The sequence below is a fragment of the Synergistaceae bacterium genome (genome assembly GCA_012521675.1).
GTDB lineage: Bacteria > Synergistota > Synergistia > Synergistales > Aminobacteriaceae > JAAYLU01.
In genome coordinates, this window is record JAAYLU010000060.1 from 14887 (window position 1) to 31589 (window position 16703).

Annotated in this window: 15 protein-coding genes; 1 reads left to right on the top strand and 14 read right to left on the bottom strand. The window is 62.7% G+C overall.

The features are described from left to right. Nucleotides 1–24: 24 nt before the first annotated feature. From GX181_06035 to GX181_06100, 14 genes are all read right to left on the bottom strand, one after another. The gene (locus GX181_06035) at nt 25–4386 is read right to left on the bottom strand and encodes a CHAT domain-containing protein (GenBank protein ID NLM71498.1); all 4362 of its coding nucleotides are present in this window, start codon (nt 4384–4386) and stop codon (nt 25–27) included. Between the two features lie 25 nt (nt 4387–4411). After that, the gene (locus tag GX181_06040; protein ID NLM71499.1) at nt 4412–5419 is read right to left on the bottom strand and encodes a hypothetical protein; all 1008 of its coding nucleotides are present in this window, start codon (nt 5417–5419) and stop codon (nt 4412–4414) included. A gap of 69 nt (nt 5420–5488) precedes the next feature. Further along, on the bottom strand, nt 5489–6532 hold the full coding sequence (locus tag GX181_06045) for a DUF4384 domain-containing protein (GenBank protein ID NLM71500.1): 1044 nt from the start codon (nt 6530–6532) through the stop codon (nt 5489–5491). Nucleotides 6533–6681: 149 nt separating this feature from the next. Beyond that, nucleotides 6682–7077, bottom strand: a complete 396-nt coding sequence (rpsI, locus tag GX181_06050; protein ID NLM71501.1) for a 30S ribosomal protein S9 — start codon at nt 7075–7077, stop codon at nt 6682–6684. 23 nt (nt 7078–7100) lie between these two features. Continuing rightward, on the bottom strand, nt 7101–7532 hold the full coding sequence (rplM, locus tag GX181_06055; GenBank protein NLM71502.1) for a 50S ribosomal protein L13: 432 nt from the start codon (nt 7530–7532) through the stop codon (nt 7101–7103). 163 nt (nt 7533–7695) lie between these two features. Next, entirely contained in the window at nt 7696–8721 is a 1026-nt protein-coding gene (locus GX181_06060) for a nicotinate phosphoribosyltransferase (GenBank protein NLM71503.1), read from the bottom strand. Between the two features lie 43 nt (nt 8722–8764). Beyond that, a complete protein-coding gene (secG, locus tag GX181_06065) occupies nt 8765–8989 on the bottom strand; it encodes a preprotein translocase subunit SecG (protein NLM71504.1) in 225 nt (74 codons plus the stop codon). A 61-nt stretch (nt 8990–9050) separates the two neighbouring features. Further along, entirely contained in the window at nt 9051–9632 is a 582-nt protein-coding gene (gene rdgB / locus GX181_06070) for an RdgB/HAM1 family non-canonical purine NTP pyrophosphatase (protein NLM71505.1), read from the bottom strand. Continuing rightward, nucleotides 9632–10321, bottom strand: coding sequence for a GerMN domain-containing protein (locus GX181_06075; protein ID NLM71506.1), 690 nt, complete (start codon nt 10319–10321; stop codon nt 9632–9634). Before GX181_06075 ends, rdgB begins: the two co-directional genes overlap by 1 nt. A gap of 34 nt (nt 10322–10355) precedes the next feature. Then, nucleotides 10356–11954, bottom strand: coding sequence for an N-acetylmuramoyl-L-alanine amidase (locus GX181_06080; GenBank protein ID NLM71507.1), 1599 nt, complete (start codon nt 11952–11954; stop codon nt 10356–10358). Nucleotides 11955–11979: 25 nt separating this feature from the next. Next, the gene (locus GX181_06085; protein ID NLM71508.1) at nt 11980–13341 is read right to left on the bottom strand and encodes a TldD/PmbA family protein; all 1362 of its coding nucleotides are present in this window, start codon (nt 13339–13341) and stop codon (nt 11980–11982) included. Next, a complete protein-coding gene (gene ltaE, locus GX181_06090) occupies nt 13338–14369 on the bottom strand; it encodes a low-specificity L-threonine aldolase (protein ID NLM71509.1) in 1032 nt (343 codons plus the stop codon). The genes GX181_06085 and ltaE overlap by 4 nt, the downstream gene beginning before the upstream one ends. Before the next feature lie 45 nt (nt 14370–14414). After that, nucleotides 14415–15263, bottom strand: coding sequence for a PHP domain-containing protein (locus tag GX181_06095; GenBank protein NLM71510.1), 849 nt, complete (start codon nt 15261–15263; stop codon nt 14415–14417). Nucleotides 15264–15286: 23 nt separating this feature from the next. After that, nucleotides 15287–15799 carry a purine-binding chemotaxis protein CheW gene (locus tag GX181_06100; protein ID NLM71511.1) on the bottom strand — a complete coding sequence of 171 codons (513 nt, stop codon included), beginning with the start codon at nt 15797–15799 and terminating at the stop codon, nt 15287–15289. A gap of 229 nt (nt 15800–16028) precedes the next feature. Between GX181_06100 and GX181_06105 the strand changes: the two genes are divergently transcribed. Continuing rightward, nucleotides 16029–16409 (top strand): hypothetical protein, encoded by a 381-nt coding sequence (locus GX181_06105; protein NLM71512.1) that lies wholly within the window; start codon nt 16029–16031, stop codon nt 16407–16409. The last annotated feature ends 294 nt before the right edge of the window (nt 16410–16703 follow it).

Here is a 16703-nt window from a genome sequence, read left to right on the forward strand (position 1 = left end):
GCCTCCTTGTTGTAAAAGACCGTGTCACCACGGAACTCCGACGTACTTGAAGACCGCCCAGTCGAATGGCTGATCGTAGATCCCCTTAAGCTCGACCTTAGCCTCGGAGAGGGCGTCGACCGGAGCCGCTCCGGCGGCCATCCTCTCGTATGCTATCCTCATGAACTCGGGCGCGCTTTCGTCCGAGACCTTCCACCTTGAGATGACGATCCCTTTGACCCCTCCGGCCAGGAAGACCGTGTTCAGACCCACCATTCCGTCGCCTATGAAGAGATCCCCAAGCCCCGTGTCGCACGCGGAGAGCACGACCAGCTCGGAGCGCCAGCGTAGCGCGGACAGCTCCCCCATCTGAGCGAAGGAGTCGTTCTCCTTGTCGTCGGCGGGGGAAAGGGCCAGCCCCGGTTGAAGGTCGGGTATGCTATGCCTGTCGTAGCCGTGACAGACCAGGTGCACGTGCCGGGCGTCCCAAGCGGCAATATTCGGATCGTACAGCATCCTCTCGGACGCGTCGGCCCCCGTCAGCAGGGTGGACTCGCCATGCCCATCCCAGAGCGCCGCGATGCTCTCTCCCTCGCGACGTGCGTTACCAAGGGGCTTCATAAACTTGCAGAAGGCCTCCCTTATCCTCTGGAGGTGAGGGCTTTCCACTCCTTCAAGGACTTTTTCCAGCGCCTTCTCCGCGCCATGTCTGTCCTTCAGCCTTGGATAGTAATCCGGGTCGGCGAAAACCACGAGGCGTTCGCCGTCCGCGCCGCCCGCCCTCGCCCCCTTGGTCAGGAGGAAGGCGCTCGGCAGCTCCGCGAAGGTCCAGCCCTCGTCGAGCAGGAATCTGAATCCCTCTCCCCTCTTTACCGAGAGGGTCTCGTAGGGGAAGGTGTACAGTATGTCGTGCGGTATGACGAGCAGTTTCCTCTTGTCTCCGATCAACTCGGCGATGGGGTTGAAAAGCTGTTCCGCCAGGCGCGGAGAGGTCATGCCCGCCGCCATCACCCTTTCGTTTGCTCGCGCCGAATTGAACTCACCGCCCTCGTCGCCTCTCATCCAGAACGTATAGGCGAAGAAGCTGTCGTAGTCGAGCGGCAGCCTGAGCACCTCCGCCCTCTTCCCTTTCTGCAGCACGAAGGCGAAGGAGAGGTTGGGCGAGATGTAGTAGTCCGCGACGGCCCAGTCGCCGTGGATCGCTGAAGTCGTCTCTTTCAGCGAAGGTACCCTCTCCGAGGCGTCCACCGTGTGCCCCGCGACCAACTCCGATACCTTGCGGCGGACCTGCTGCAGTTCTCCCTTGGCCTCGTCTGCCTCGCGTGCCTGCCCCCGGAGATCCAGGAAGAGGATGGACGCCAGGAGCTGCGTCGCCTGCCTGTTCAAAGAGCGGTATAGCTCGACCTCCTTCTCCGGGAGACGGTCCAGGAAGGCACCGCCCGTGGCGGCGAGCATCTCGCGCCACTGGCGGCTCTTCATGCCCTCAAGGTACTCCCAGAGCCTCTCGGCGTTCTTCTGCGACCTGTCGGCCTCGTACAGCTCGTAAGCCGTCTCGATCCCCGTCCTGTACACATCCAGCCTGTCGGCCGTCGCCTGCGAGTTCACACCGTCGGCCGGAATCACTGACTCCATGACCTCTATCGCCTGGTCGACGAAGGAGAGGGCCTCGTCCTTTCTTCCCAGGGCAAGGGACGCCTTCGCGGAAGTCGACAGGGTCCTCCAGACGACCTCAGGGTTGACCGCCCCGGCGGCGGTCCTGGCCGCGTAGCGGAACCCCTGCCTGACGTCCTCCGCCATGTCGTGCGCTCGACTCGGCTCGCCCAGCGCGAGAAGGTGCCTTGCGACCAGCTCCTTCATCGCCTGTTCGTCGTCCAGGCCGCCGATGCCCCTGTACGCGTCCACTATCTCCATGCAGCCGGAGTATTGCGCCTGTAGTTCGATGCGGACCAGCTCTTCGGCGATGGCGAGCATTTCCTCTATCTTCTTCTCCCTCTCGGCGGCGGACTCCTTATCCGCCAGGGAAAACCTTCCGTCGAAGACCTCGGCCCCCTTCGCCAAGGACTTTGCGATGAGCTCCATCCCTTGGCGGAGGTTCATCTCCCTAGGCTCTCCCATGGCCTCCAACCTTCGCAGCAGGGCCATCCTCAGCGTCAGGCCGGCCCATGCGCTTTCCACGCCCGACAGGGCCACCGCCTCGCTCAGCGAGTAGACCATGAAAGGAGGTATCGACCTTGCCAGCAGGCTCGCTCGCTCCTCGGCGTGCCGCCGCGATTTCCTCTCGACTGTTTTCAGGTATTCGTCCAGTTTGCTTCGCCCGCGAATCTCGTCCAGCGGGGAGCCGCCCAATCTCTCCAGCAGCGGCTGTATTTCAGCCGTGTACTCCTTCAACGCGGCCTCTCTATCTGCTCCACCGCTGCGCAGCCGCCCCTCCATTACGCGGGATCTCTCCGCCGCCCTCGACCCCGAGGCCATTACCAGCCTTTCTGCGAGATGCGGAGGTATCCGTTCACCCTTCAGCAGGGCCAGCATCAGCTCGTGCTGCTCCTTCTCCTTCAGGGAGAGGGTGTTCACGGCCTTCACCAGCACGTCGAGCAGCCGCCCTGCCTCTTTTATCCCGTCAGGGTCGTCCGACGGCGAAGGGTCCTGGTCCGCGGGGTCGTCCGGAACCAGCAAAAGGCCGTCGATTCGGACGGGGGGAGGAACGCCCCTCTTCCCGAGAAGGCCCTTTCCGGCGGCGTTCGACAGGGCGTTCCAGCACGCCGTGTAGGCCTGCCTCGTCGACTGGGGATCCGAGGCTCCCTCCCTCCCCTTGTCAATGGACCTCAGGGCCTCGGCAGCCTTTCTGAAGACCTCCCTGCGCCCGGTCACGAGCCTCAGGATGCCCTCCGCGACCAGGTGGCGGGCCATGGCCTCCATGCGAGGCCATGAGAGAGTCCCTGCGAGGGAGAGGACGGTCATGGAGCCGCGAATCCCCGGCACAGAGTAGGAGAACCACTCGCGAGAGATCTCCCCCAGCCTCTCCCAGGCCGCCGGAAGTGCGCTTCCCCCTCGCTCTGGGCCGATGCCTCCGTCCTGGAGGAGAGCCCCCCTCCACGGTATGCCCTGGATCTTGCGGAAATCGACCTTGCCTGACAGGCCCGTGTGATTGGACCTGGCTATCCGCTCGACTCCCATCAGGGCTACGAGGACGTTTTCCATGTCCCCCTGTTCCAGCGCCGAGTTGAAGGACATCCTGTAGTAGTTCTCGCTCGACTTCCAAGCCCCTTGGAAGTAGAGCAGGTTGGCCCTCGACAGCAGCGCCTGGACGTTCCTCACCGGAAGATCCGCCTCGCGCGCCAGCTTGGCGGCGTCGTCAAAGCATTTCTCGGCCTCCGGGTATTTACCGTCCGTGCGCAGCAGTCTGCCTATCGAGATGAGAGAGCCGCACTCCACGTCCTTGAGCCCCTTGCTCGCGGCGAGCTTCATGATGACCTTGAGCTCCTCGGCCGAGAAGGCCGGGTTGTCCAGCTCCCCCTCCGCCACCAGCCCGTTTCCCCTGACGTACAGGCGGTTCGCCTCGTCGATCAGCGGATTTTCCGGCTCGTAGTCGTACGCCTCCTTGAGGTAGTCCCGCGCCTGGTCGTAGATGCCCATCTGAGTGTACGTGTGACCTCGCTCGGCGAGTATCAGGAAGCGGATCAGCCCCGCAAGATCTTTAGTCTTCTCGCCCTCCTCCAGCGGTGCCAGTCGTTCCTCCTCGGCATCGAGGCAAGCCAGGGCAGCCTGCATGTCCCCGTACTTGCGGACGGCCGCCGCAAGCTGAAGCGACACCCTTGCACGAGCCGACGGAACGCCGTCGAGCTTGTCCAGTGCCTCTAAATAGAGATGCCTGCTCTCGGCGGGCCGTCCACGGTGCAAGGCGACCTTGCCCAGCCCCTCGAGGGCGAGCCCTTCCAGCAGGTCGGACTTCAGATCCGCGCCCTTTGCCCGGGCATTGTCATAGCGCTTCTCCGCACCGGTCAGGTTCGACTCGGCAAATGCCAACTGAGCGCCCTGGATCAGCGCGTTCGCGGCCTTGGTCTCGTCCTTTCCCCTGGAGTAGAGAGCCGCGGAACGGTCGAACGCGGCGATCGCGCCAGCCGCCCTCCCCGACGGGGTCTCCCCCTCCTTAAGCGGCGCGGCCTTGCGGCACAGGCCCTCGTTGTATGCGGCGTCCGCGGCGGGGATTACCTTTTTCTCCTTCTCCAACATCGCCGAGGCCTTCGAGAAGTGCCCTGCGGCCGATGCGTACTCCTTCGCGGCGTACTTCTGCAGCCCCCTCTGCATCTCCTCCTCCCCTTTCGAGGCGGCGCAAGCCTCGACGGGAAGGAGAAGGGCAATGGCGAGAAGGAAGACAAACGCCACCGCGGCAAAAAACTTCGTCCTCATGCGTTATATCCTCCCGTGGTCTTGTTTAGAACGGAGGCTTGAACTTCCCTCCCGGTATCAATGGTATAGAGGGTATCGAGGGGATGCCTCCGCCTCCTATCGACTGCAGAACGCTCGAGAAATCCGGAATGGAGAGGGACGGGACAGCAATGCTCTCGCCGACCAGGCCTCCCACCGTCTGGGCGAACGGGCCGAAGACACCGAGGAATCCCTGCATGTTGCCTGCGACCCCCTGCATCGATCCCGCAAGGCCCTGCAGCGCCATCACATCTATACCGCCTGTGCCGCCTCCGAGGGCGTTCATCACCTTCTGCATCTCGCCCATTATCTGCTGCAGGTTGGAGAAGATGTCCTTGGCGCTTCCTACGACGTTGCTTTTAAGCACGCCCTTGTCCTCGGCGGAGAGGTCATCGGACTTTATCTCCTTTGCCTGGTCGTGGGCGTTCGAGACGGCCGCCTCGGAGTTTGAGCGGATTCCCCTGTTACGGGCCTTGAGCTCCCCGTCCGTCAGCGGCTCCACCTTCAGGTGGTCGACGGCGCTCTTCCACGACGAATAGGACGACTCGGCGACCTTTATCGCCTTCGCATCCTTCGTCGTCGAGTTGATGAGGGCGACCTCCTGATCGGTGAGGACACGCAGGTTCTTGAGCGCATCCCTGGCCTTGGGGATCTCCTGGTTAAGCGAGGCTGCAAGGCTCTTGGCCCGGGGGCTGTTCTCTCGCTGTGCGCTGTACAGCCTCTTCTGGATGTCCAGGGCGCCGTTTATGGTACGGTAGTGGGGAAGCTTCTTCTTGTGTATCTCGTCCATGGAGACGGACGCCTTCTTCCCCTCCGCGCCGCTCTTGCGCATCTTGGCCTTCTGGACGACCATGGTCGTCTCGTCGGCGCCCTGGACCCCCTGGAGCTCCTGGCTCTCCGCCGCCACGGAGGTCTCGTTGAGCGCGAGAGAATCCAGCGCCATCTGGGCGATCACCGCTCCAGCACCAAGCAGCAGCAGGGCGACCATCGCCCTGAAAAGTATTTTGCGTGACATGACTATCAGCCTCTCTCTCCCCAAAAAAAGGAAACGGGGAGACTCCCCGTTTCCTTCGTAAAAACGCCGCTATTCCTCCACCACGACCGTGAAGGAGACCTCCAGCTCGACGCCGTCCTCGTCCATCAGCCTGGCAGTCACTACGTCTGTTCCCGGCTCCGTCGCCGCCACCAGCTTCCACTTGTCCTCCTTGCCGGGCAGGATGGTGATTCCGCCGGGTCGGACGGTCTTCTCAACACCCTCGGGTAGCAGTGCGTTGACCCTGCCGCTCGCCCCCTGGTTGACCAGGGATACGAGGGTCGCCGGACGGTTGCTCTGGAGCTTGACGAATATCGGCTCGCCGGTGAGGAACTCGTCCCTGTCGGCCCATATCTTGGCGATCCATCCGTCACGGATGGTCACGCCGAAGCCGCCCTTCTCCGGGGAGTCGCCCTTGGTGAAAACGGCCAGTGAAGTCGCCGCCCACTGAAGCGGCGTCTCGGGGGCCTCTTCGTCGTCGAAAACGCTTTCGTCGATGAGGATGATGTCCCTGGTCGCCACCTTGGAATCCTCCAGTATGGCGAAGGGACCGAACAGCTTCTGGTTGTGCGGGTTCACTATCTCTGTCTCGATGTTCGTCGCGATGGCCTTGACTATGTCGGTGCCCGCCGGTCCGCCAAGCTTCATGGAGAAGGTCTGCCCCTCCGCCGGGACAACGATCCTCTCTCCCGCCTTGACGGAGCTGTCCGATACCCACCTGTTCGGGAACAGGACGACTATCTGCCCCGAGGGAGTGAAGTTCAGCAGGGTCAGGTAACAGTCCCTGTCGGAGGTGAAGGCGAACTCGATCCTGTCGCCTATGTCGAAGATGTCGCCCTCCGCCGACCTGTCCGATTCAAGGAGCAGCTCGAAGTCCGACCTGTGCATCTCCTCGACGTCCAGGCGGGCCGCCTTCTCCTCGCCGTCCATGGCCGGCGTTCCGCTGCCGGACTCCTCGGCCTCCTCGTACTCCTCCACCAGTATGATATCCCTGGTCGCGGTGGTAGTGCGGGGCAGCACATCCGCAAACGCCCCGGCACAGAGCGAGAGGGCCGCCAGCAGTGCGACCGCTGCCAAAAGATTGAACCTCCTCATGACGTAAGCACCTCCTGCGTTTTTTTAAGAATGTCTAAAAGAGCGAGCGATTCTATCCGAAAATTAATTCTACCACAACCGCCCAACCGCAGGCACATAAAAAAGGCGGGCCAAAGGGCCCGCCCACGATGTATCCGCTACCGTGCTTGTTAACGCTTGGAGAACTGGCGAAGTCCCCTCGCGCCCTTCTGGCCGAACTTTTTACGCTCGACCATGCGCGAGTCCCGGGTGAGAAACCCGTTCTTCTTCAGGATGGGCCTTAGCTCCGGGTTGAGCTTGATCAGCGCGCGGGCCACGCCCAAGCGCACCGCCCCGGCCTGGCCGGTCAGACCGCCGCCCGAGGCGCGGACAAAGATGTCCAGTTTCCCCTCGAGCCCGGTAACCTTTATGGGCTGCATCGCGCTGATCTGCCAGCAGTCCCTGGGGAAGTAGTCTGCCACTTCCCTGTCGTTGATCTTGAAGGCTCCGTTGCCCGGCCGAATACGGACGCGGGCGAGGGCGCACTTTCTTCTCCCTGTTCCCCAGAAATAACCTGAACTCTGCATGTAATCCGTCCTCCTCCTGCCTGTTACACCTCAAGGGGCTCCGGCCGCTGCGCCGAGTGGGGATGATCCTCTCCCGCGTACACCTTGAGTTTTCTCTGGTATTTCAACTTGTTCTTGGGAAGCATTCCCTTGACTATCCTGCGCATCAGCTCTTCCGGCTTCTTGTCCATCATGTCGCCGTAGCTGATGGCCTTGAAACCGCCCGGCCAGCCGGTGTGATAGGTGACCCGGCTGGTCTCGCGCTTGTTGCCGGTGAGCCTGGCCTTCTTGACGTTCACTATGATGACGAAGTCCCCCGTATCGACGTGCGGGGTGTATGTGGGCTTGTTCTTGCCCGTCAGTACCTTGGCCACATGGGACGCCACTCGCCCGAGGGGCTTGTCGGCCGCGTCGACTATGTACCATTTGCGCTCGACCTTCTCCTTGACGGCCATATAGGTGCGATTGCACAACATGGGTCTTTCCTCCTTGACATTTTGCTCTAATCCTGTGCATCTATGAAGAAACCGGACCTTCCGCACCGGAGGCGCCGTCCTTCCAGAGCGTGGCATGGGGCCCTGTCGAACGGTCCCTCGTGGCGGGGGCGCGATCATGTCCAAATTACGCAGGCGCTGCGGGCTACGGTACCCGCCTCAGCCTGGGGTTCTCGATCCTTCCGGGCAGCCGCCCTCTCTTGGCTATGGGCGCTCCCTCTATCTCCTTCAGGTCCATCGTCATGTCTATGGGGCTCGCGTGCGAGATGTAGCTTCCAACTCCGAAACTGTCGGCGCCCGCCCTGTCGAGCTCTCTTATCCTGTCGGGGGAAAGTCCGCCGGATGCTACGATCTTCACCTTGGGGAAACCCGCCCTGTCCAGCCTGTACCGGACCTCGGACACCAACGAAGGCGTAACCCCGCCTCTCTCCCCTGGCGTGTCCAGCCGCACCGCGTCCAAGGACTCCCTCAGCGCACCGGCGACGCGAATGGACTCCTCGGCCTCGTCCTTGAACGTGTCCACAAGCACTATCCTGGGCTCCTCCGGAGGCATGACGGCGTCATAGTCCAGCGCCAACTCGACCGTGTCCCCGATTATGAGGACAGCGGCGTGAGGGACCGTGCCCGACGGCACCGCGCCCGCCAGCTTCGCGCCGAGTATGCAGCTCGCCCCGGCGCAGCCTCCCGCGCGCAGGGCCGCCCGCTCCATCACAGGGGCCACGGAGGGATGGACGTGTCTTGCTCCGAAGCAGAGCACCGGCTTGCCGTCGGCCGCATCCACACACTCTCTGGCGGCCGTCGCCCACGCGGACGCGCTCGCCAGCATTCCGAGCATTACTGTCTCGTACAGGCCAAAAGCCTCGTAGGGTCCGATGATCCGCAGGAGCACCTCTTTTGCCTCGAATGGGTCCCCCTCGCTCAGCGACCAGATCTCAAGCCCCTTTCCTTCGAGAAGCACAAGCAACTCCTCGAGCCCGGCGAAAACGCCGCCCCTCCTGGCGAAGAACTCCGCGGTCACCACGGTCGAGAGTTTTCCGCTTCTCCTCAGGACGTCGCGGGCCTTTACGAAGTATACGTCGGTCGTGCATCCGCCCATGATCTCCTCGTGGGTGGCCGAGTGCAGCCTGCCCTCCGAAGGCCGGAAGGCGAGTACATCGGAGAAGCCGTCCATCACCTGGAATCGCCGTTCCCTGACGCTGGAATCCATGTCCCGCTTAGAGCAGCACGAGAACTACGGACATCACCATGAAGATCGTGGTCAGGATCACGGTGAGCTTGGTAAGCCCAGTGAAGCGCTGCCACTGGCTCGCGCTCATGTCGGTCTGGGTGCCTCCGCCGAAAATACCGGAAAAACCGCCCTCTTTTCTCTGCTGAAGAAGGACGATGGCCGACAGGGCCACGCAGAGAAGAATATGGACGATGCCGAAAAACGTCTTCAAGTTGCGCACCTCCTAAAAAATTGGAAACCGATTCCAGACGAGGATGTATTTTACCACACAACTACCCAAAAAGGATACCCAGCAGGCGAAAACTGGCCAGAGCACGGTGTGAAATGGCTCTTTTGGCCCGTTCTGTCATCTGGCCGAATGTCCTGCCGCAGCCCAGGGGTCTGAATATCGGATCGTAGCCGAAGCCCAGCTCCCCGGAGGGGGCCTCGGTTATCTCTCCGCGGCATATCCCCTCGGTGATCACGCACGCCCCGGACGGCAGGTAGAGGGCGAGGGACGCGATGAAGCTCGCCGACCTGTCGGAGATCCCCTTCAAACGATCCAGGACCAACTCTATCCTCTCCTCGTTGCTCGGCGCCAGCCGGGCCGAGAGCAGACCGGGGGCGCCGTCGAGGGCGTATATCTCGAGGCCGCTATCGTCGGCGAGCGAGGCCATGCCTGTCGCGTTAGAGTACGCCCTGGCCTTGAGCCACGCATTGACATGGTAGGAGACACCGGACTCGTCCACCTCGAGCATCAGGACGTCCGGGCCGAAGAGCAGCTCCACCCCGAACGGGGCGAACAGCATCGCCGCCTCGTCGTACTTGCCCCTGTTCCCGCTGGCGAACAGAACTCGGTCGATCGGAGCCTTCATCAGCCCTTGGGAAGCCTCCACGGCACGCTCAGGTCGACAGGCGAGCTCCCCTGCTGCTCCTTGCCGTCGACCAGAAAACGGACCTGGACTATGGGAGAGAAGTTCTCGCTCATGGTCTGGACGACCCCGGTTATGAGCAGAGCGCTCCCCTGGGCACCGAGAGACCCCAGGAGGCCCAGGAAGGGCGAGTTGAAATTTAGGAACAGGGTATCGCCGGAGCGGAACAGGTTCAACAGCCTCACGTCCGCCGCGGAATCCCCCGCAGCCGACCTGAACACCCTGTCGACGACCTGCCTGATGTCGTCCTCCATGATCCCGGACAGGAACTCGGCCCTGTCGGAGACGATGACCCCCTCGCTGGGATAGTAGTAGGCGAAGGTCACCTTCTTCGCACTGAGACGGATCTCAGTCGGCCCCTCGTCTATCATCCTCTCCGCGTCCTCCCTGCCGGCCACGACGTCTCCCCTGCCGAGAATTCCCTGGCGGTTGAGCATTCGCAGGGCGATGGACGTCCCCACGTATCCGGCCGCGAAGCAGAAGACCACCACACCGGTCCACGCGATCAGGCGAACTGCGAGAGGGGCCTTCTTCTCCGGTCTTCTGTCCCTGCGGGAACGTCTGCTCCTGCTTATGTCCGCGTCCCTGTGCACCTCGAACACGTCATCGTAATCGTCATCTCTTCGCCTCATCAAGCGATCGTCCTCCTTGGGCTGGCAGTTTTTATCAGTGGTTCTTCAGGTAGTCCTGTATTCCCTTGGCGAGAGAGTTGGCCATCTTCGCCTGGTAGACGCCGTCCGCCAGCAGCTTGGCCTCGTTCTTGTCCGTGATGAAGCCCAGCTCGATCAGCACGGAGGGCATCGCGGCGCCCCTGAGAACAAAAAACGGGGCCTGGGCAACTCGGCGCATCTTGATGCCCCCGGCATTGCCGGACTTGAAGAGGTACTCGGCGAAGCCGGTGCTCTCGCTTATCTTCGCGTTCTGCTGCATGTTTCCCAGTATGTTCAGAAGCATCTGGGTGCGCTGGTCGGCCGCCTTCGCCGCGTCGCCCCCGTTGTTCCCGATCTCCCTGTTCTCGAGTCGCGCCAGCTCCATCGCATCCTTGTCGGTTGGCAGGGCCATGATGTAGATCTCCATTCCCGTCGCGCTCCTGCCGGGAGGGAGGGCGTTTCCGTGCACGCTGACGAACAGTTCGGCGTTCATCTCGTTGGCGATCTCCGTTCTGCGCCTTAGCGTCAGGTAGACGTCCGTGTCCCTCGTCAGGCGGGCGTCTATTCCCAGCTCCTTCAGCCGGGCGGCCAGCCTCTTGCTGACGGCCAGGTTGAGGTCCTTCTCTCGTATGCCGTTTCCGACGGCGCCAGGGTCCTTTCCACCGTGACCGGGGTCGATCACGACTATCGGCCTGCCGCCCGACGGGCCTCTCCCCGGGGGAACGGACGGAAGGACAGGTTTGCCGGGGGAGGGCTTAACCGGCCTTGGCGCGGACACTCCCCCGGGCCTCATGAAGTCGATGACCAGCCGCTTGGGGGATTCCAGCGTCATGACCTCGTGCACGGGAATGGAGGAAATGAACTCCACCAGGATCCTGTCGCCGAAGTGCATCGCGTTGACCTTCACATCGCCGTACGGAGAGGGCGTCCCTGGAACCGGCCACTGTCCCGAGGAGAAGTAGATCCTGACCCCGTCGGAACCCCGCTGCACCTCCGGCGCCTCCTCGCCCTCGCAATCCATGACGGCGCGGAGCTTCCCGCCCTCCTCGCCCCAGCGGATCCCCTTCAAAACCGGGCGATCCTTCGCGGCGGCAGTCACGGGTACCGGCGTGGCGGGCGGAGCGACGTCCACGACCGGCGCGGGCGTCGTCACCTCGACCTTCGCAGGAGGCGACGGCTTGTCCGCGACAGGCGAGGGAGCTACCTCTGCGACCGGAGGGGGCGCAGTGCCGTCCGGCTCCTCCGGCCCGAAGCTCAACTGGACTTGCCTGCCTGACCGGTTCAGAAGAAGGGTGAACATCTTCAGGGCGGATCTGCCGTCGAGGAGCCACCTCCCCTTCCACTCCACGCAGGGGGCCGCCAGCGGCACCAGTTCGACATCCAGCCAGGCCGCGGAGGCGCCGGAGACGAACTGCGCCTTGCTCCTGTTCGAGGTCACTGCGAGGGTGTCCCCCTTCACCGCCGTGCCCAGGCCGAGCAGCGAGGCCATGTCCTGCAACGACACCAGAATATCCGCTCCCTGCTTTACCGTGGAGACGGTCCCAAGACGCTCCTCGCCGGCCATGAGGGGATAGGCGGCCTCCACCGACGCCGCGAAGCAGCCGATTACAAGCAAGATCGCGAAAATTACCGCTGCCGGATTAAGTCCCCGCTGTCGTGACATCTCTTATCACCATCGAACAAGAACCTATGTTGCCGCTGAACTTGAAGTCGTTCCCAAGAAGATCCAGCGAGTCCAGGAAGTCCAGGATATTGCCGGCTATGGTCATCCCCCCCACCGGTTCGCGCACCTCCCCGTTCTGGACGCGCGCACCCTTGATCCCGAGCGAAAAGTCCCCGCTGACCGGGTTGATCGTGTGAAGCCCCAGCAGCTCCTTGACGCATATCCCCCTGCGCACCTGCAGGAGCAGGTCCTGCCGGGTCCACTTCCCCGGCTCCACGCACAGGTTGGAGATGCCCACGTCGGGTACCCCGGAGAGAGGACGGCTGGCGTTCCCCGTGGAGCGAACCCCGTCCATGCGGGCGTACTTCAGGTTATACAGCCATGACTCTGCCACTCCGCCGGCGAGGATTCGAGTCTTGGAGGCGGGCACTCCCTCGTCGTCGAACGGAGCACTTCCCAGCCCTCTTTTAAGAGTCCCGTCATCGACCAGGGTGAGAGAGGCCGACGAGACCCTCTCGCCCAGCCTGTCCATCAGAAGGGACCTGTTCTTGTGTATGTTGGAAGCCAGGAACAGCTCCCCCACTACCTCTATGAAGGAGGCCGAGGACTCCGGGTCCAGGATCAGGTCGTACTTCCCCGTGGGCAAAGGTTTCCCTCCCAGAACCATGGCGCTTCTTTCGACCGCCTCGCGCGCCGTCCTCTCCGGCGACAGGGAGGAGAGCAGGCGGTCGGCCTCTCCGTACCCCCCCATCTCCATATCCTCGCCCGACGAGAGCACGACCGATACCCCGCAGCCGGCGGTCGTCCCCTTGGACCACGCCATCGAGCCCTCGGAGGAGGCGTAGAGCATCTCCTGCACCCCGTCGCCCCAGGACGCGCTTCTTACTGAGACCACGCGAGGATCCTCATCCCTGGCGCACTCCCACATCCTTTTGCAGAAGTTCATCCTGTCCGAGGTATCTAGCTCGGCTATCTCGCTGTCGTACAGGTCGAGGTCATCCGCCGTCTGCGACAGGGCCGGGCCGAGCCCGACGAAAGGATCCTCCTCGCAGGCGCCGCAGTTGGATATGCTCCAGTCCACCGCCTCCTCCAAACGGCCCCTGGAGAGGGAGTTGACGCGGGACACGCCCTGGCGGCCCGATGAGTCCAGTGTGCGAATGCCAATGCCTACGGAGAAGCCAGTGGAGATCCTCTCCGGCTCGCCGTCGAGCAGCGACAGCGAGTGCCCCGCGCCGGCGATGTACAGGACGTCCGCGGCCGCGGCACCCTTTTTGGCAGCCGTCTCCAGGACAAAGGCCGCCGCCTCTTCCGCAGTTTCTCGGTCGGGAGTCCTCCTCACGAGGCCGCAGCCTCTTCCAGGATTATCGAGGCGGCCCTGACCACCTGCTCCCTGGAGACATCCAGGTGAGTGACCAGTCTGAAGCGGCCGGCGGAGACGCTGTTGAACAGGACCCCCTTGGCCGCGCACCGGACGTTCAGGTCGGCGCCCGTGTCGTCCTCCATGTTGCAGTAGACCATGTTCGTCGGCTTCTCATTGTGCTCGACCTTCAGCACGTCCCCCTCGGAGAGCAGCCGGGCGAGCAGCGCCGCGTTCTCGTGATCCTCCTTCAGCCTGTCGATATTATGCTCCAGGGCGTAAAGACCTGCGGCGGCCAGTACTCCCGACTGGCGAAGCGCACCGCCCAAGCACTTCCTCCAGCGTCGCGCCTCGTCTATGAAGTCGCTCTTTCCGCACAGCATGCTCCCCACCGGCGCTCCGAGGCCCTTGGAGAGGCAGAACTGGATCGAGTCCGCGCACGAGGCGAACTCCCTCGCCTCGCAGCCCCAGGCCGCGGCCGCGTTGAAGATTCTTGCTCCGTCTATGTGGACGGACAGGCCGTGCCTCCTGGCCTCGTCTGCGGAGGCCCGGATGCTCTCCACCGGTATCGCCCGTCCCCCCATGCGGTTGTGGGTGTTCTCAAGGCAGAGCAGCCGGGCCGGCGCGAAGTGTATATCGGACGGCCTGCAGTGAGCCCTGACCTCCTCCGGCGGGATACACCCGGAGCTGTCGTCGGCCAGCAGCGGCACGACCGATCCCAGGGCCGCCATACCGCCCGCCTCGTAGTTCTGCATGTGGCAGCTCGCCCCCAGGATCGCGGCCTCGCCCCTGCCGCAGTGCGACAGCACGGCGGCCAGGTTGCCCATCGTGCCCGAGGGCAGAAATAGCGCGGCCTCCTTCCCCATGATCTCCGCCGCCATCTCCTGCAGGCGGTTCACCGTGGGGTCCTCGCCATATACGTCGTCTCCGACCTCGGCGCTCGCCATCGCCCTCCTCATCTCCTGCGAGGGCTTGGTCACAGTGTCGCTCTTCAGATCAACCGGAAACATACCACCATCACCTGTTTCTTTTTAAATATCACGGCCGCGGGCCGCCTACAGCGAGACTCCCAGCCGGGTCCACGGCAAAAGTCCCTCCTCCACAGTCACCCCCATCGAGACCGAGGGCCTGTTCTCTCCGTGGAAGTCGCTTCCCGCCGTCGGGAAAAGCGAGAACTCCGAGGCAATCGACATGTGCTGAAAGACTCGCTCCGGCGACGAGCTCGGAGATACGCACTCCATTCCCCACAGCCCGGCCTCCCTCAGCCTGCCCAGGATCGCCCTGAGAACACCCTCGTCCTCCGTGGTCAGTGCGGGATGTGCAAGCACGGCGAGGCCGCCGGCTTCTCCGATAAGCTCGATGCATCTCTCCGGGGGGAGCCGGTATCGCTCCTCGTAGGCCGGGGCACCGGCGCCGAGGTATCTCTCGAAGGCCTCCAGCATATCCCGCGAATACCCCTTCCTCACGAGGACCCTGGCCATGTGGGGGCGTCCGACCACATCGCCTCCCGCCTCCATCGCGACCTCCTCCAAAGAGACCTCCAGGCCCATATCCTGCAGATTATCGCACATCTTCTCGTTGCGCGCCTCTCTGCCACGCCTTACATCCTCGAGAGCGGAGAGCAGCTCCGCCTTGGGTGAAGGCCCGAACAGGCGTCTCATATCGAGCCTGTATCCTAGTATATGAAGGGTACCCTCGTACTCCGCGGAGAGCTCTATGCCGGGGACTCCCGCAATTTTATGTCCCTTGCAGGCCGCCATGAACGAGGGCAGCCCCTCTACCGTGTCGTGATCCGTCAGGCTCATCACGGAGACTCGCCTGCTCTTGCCGTGCTCCACCAGCTCCCTCGGCGTCATGGAGCCGTCGGAGAAGGTGCTGTGCAGATGCAGATCAACGCAGATCATTCGCGTGCTGCCCGGGGCATCCCCTACTCCTCTCCCATAAACTGATCGTAGTCGAACAGGGCGGCAAGATCGAGCAGGACTATCAAGCGCCCGTCCTCCTGCCTCGCGACTCCCAGTATGTACTTCTTGTCCATGCCGGTGCTGAGCTTGTCGGCCGAGTCTATGTTGCTCTCGAAGATCGTGCAGACCTCTCGCACCGAGTCCACTATTATCCCGAACAGGCTCTCGTTCCACGAGAGGACCACTATCCTCGCCTCGTCCGTGAGCTCCTTCTGCTTCATTCCGATCTTGAGCTCCATGTCAAAGACGGGGACTATGGAGCCCCTCAGGTTGATGACCCCAAGGACGTAGTCCGGGGAGTTGGGGACCCTGGTGATAAACGGCGGTACCCTAACGATCTCGCGCACCAGGTTCACGTCCAGCCCGTAATCCTCGTCGTACAGAGTGAACACCAATGTTATGCTCTCTCTTCCCTCGCCGCCGGTCTCCGTCTGTTTAAGCTCTTTCAATTCAGTGCTCTCGAGCGCAGTGCTCATAGTCGATCCCTCCCGATGCCGAATCCCCCGCCTTGACAGGGGCCGCCTGCGAAATTATAACAGCAACAGGCGCCAACCGTACCGTTACGGTCGGATTGAACGCCGAATATATACCTGATCGCCAAAGTGTATTAGAATGGGGACGCATATCGGCGACACCAATAATTTTAGCACGACCTTGCTGGTTGAGTCGAAAGGCGCGTGCCCAAAAAGACAAAGGAGTGTTCCCATGACCGAAGAATTGAAAGAGAAGATTCTGTTCGATGAAATCAGGAAGCTCGTGGACTCAGAGGGGCTGGTGACGGCCCGTCTCGTCGAGGCGATCAACCGCACCGCGCAGATGTCCTCGGCGTCCGTGCCGGAAATACAGCTGCTCTTCGAGAAGTGGATCTCCCTGGTCGGCAACGAGGTACTCAGGTTCGCCGAACGCGCGCCCGAGATGAACATCGAGATGGTGGCGAAGGACATCGGGATAGGAGAGACGTCCCTCCTGTCCATCCTCCTGGCGATGCAAAGACAGGGGAGGATTAAGATAGAGTCGGTGCACATCGCAAAGGGGAGCGGCCAGGACAACGAAATCTGCTCCTGCCTGAGGAGGAACGAGGACTAGGCCGATTATGTCGTCCGGAAGGAGCGATGCGACTCTGTCATCCCGACGACCGGTAGGGAGGAGGGATCTCGGGGTTGGAGACAAGTCAAAGGCGAGGTCCCTCGCGTTCGCTCGGGACGACAAAAAGGGCGATCGTTCGGGATGACATACAGAACAAGCGGCCGCCCGGTTGGGCGGCCGCTTCTCTCTTTCAAGGGATTTCCGGCGTCGACCTTCTCTCCCACGGATAGCCTCCGCAGTACCATCGGCGATGGAGGGCTTGACTGCCGGGTTCGGCATGGAGCCGGGTATGAC

Bases quoted from the DNA above. Each gene is read 5' to 3' on its own strand.
- GX181_06035 (NLM71498.1), bottom strand. From the start codon at position 4,386: ATGAGGACGAAGTTTTTTGCCGCGGTGGCGTTTGTCTTCCTTCTCGCC.
- GX181_06040 (NLM71499.1), bottom strand. From the start codon at position 5,419: ATGTCACGCAAAATACTTTTCAGGGCGATGGTCGCCCTGCTGCTGCTT.
- GX181_06045 (NLM71500.1), bottom strand. From the start codon at position 6,532: ATGAGGAGGTTCAATCTTTTGGCAGCGGTCGCACTGCTGGCGGCCCTC.
- rpsI (NLM71501.1), bottom strand. From the start codon at position 7,077: ATGCAGAGTTCAGGTTATTTCTGGGGAACAGGGAGAAGAAAGTGCGCC.
- rplM (NLM71502.1), bottom strand. From the start codon at position 7,532: ATGTTGTGCAATCGCACCTATATGGCCGTCAAGGAGAAGGTCGAGCGC.
- GX181_06060 (NLM71503.1), bottom strand. From the start codon at position 8,721: ATGGACGGCTTCTCCGATGTACTCGCCTTCCGGCCTTCGGAGGGCAGG.
- rdgB (NLM71505.1), bottom strand. From the start codon at position 9,632: ATGAAGGCTCCGATCGACCGAGTTCTGTTCGCCAGCGGGAACAGGGGC.
- GX181_06075 (NLM71506.1), bottom strand. From the start codon at position 10,321: ATGAGGCGAAGAGATGACGATTACGATGACGTGTTCGAGGTGCACAGG.
- ltaE (NLM71509.1), bottom strand. From the start codon at position 14,369: ATGTTTCCGGTTGATCTGAAGAGCGACACTGTGACCAAGCCCTCGCAG.
- GX181_06095 (NLM71510.1), bottom strand. From the start codon at position 15,263: ATGATCTGCGTTGATCTGCATCTGCACAGCACCTTCTCCGACGGCTCC.
- GX181_06100 (NLM71511.1), bottom strand. From the start codon at position 15,799: ATGAGCACTGCGCTCGAGAGCACTGAATTGAAAGAGCTTAAACAGACG.
- GX181_06105 (NLM71512.1), top strand. From the start codon at position 16,029: ATGACCGAAGAATTGAAAGAGAAGATTCTGTTCGATGAAATCAGGAAG.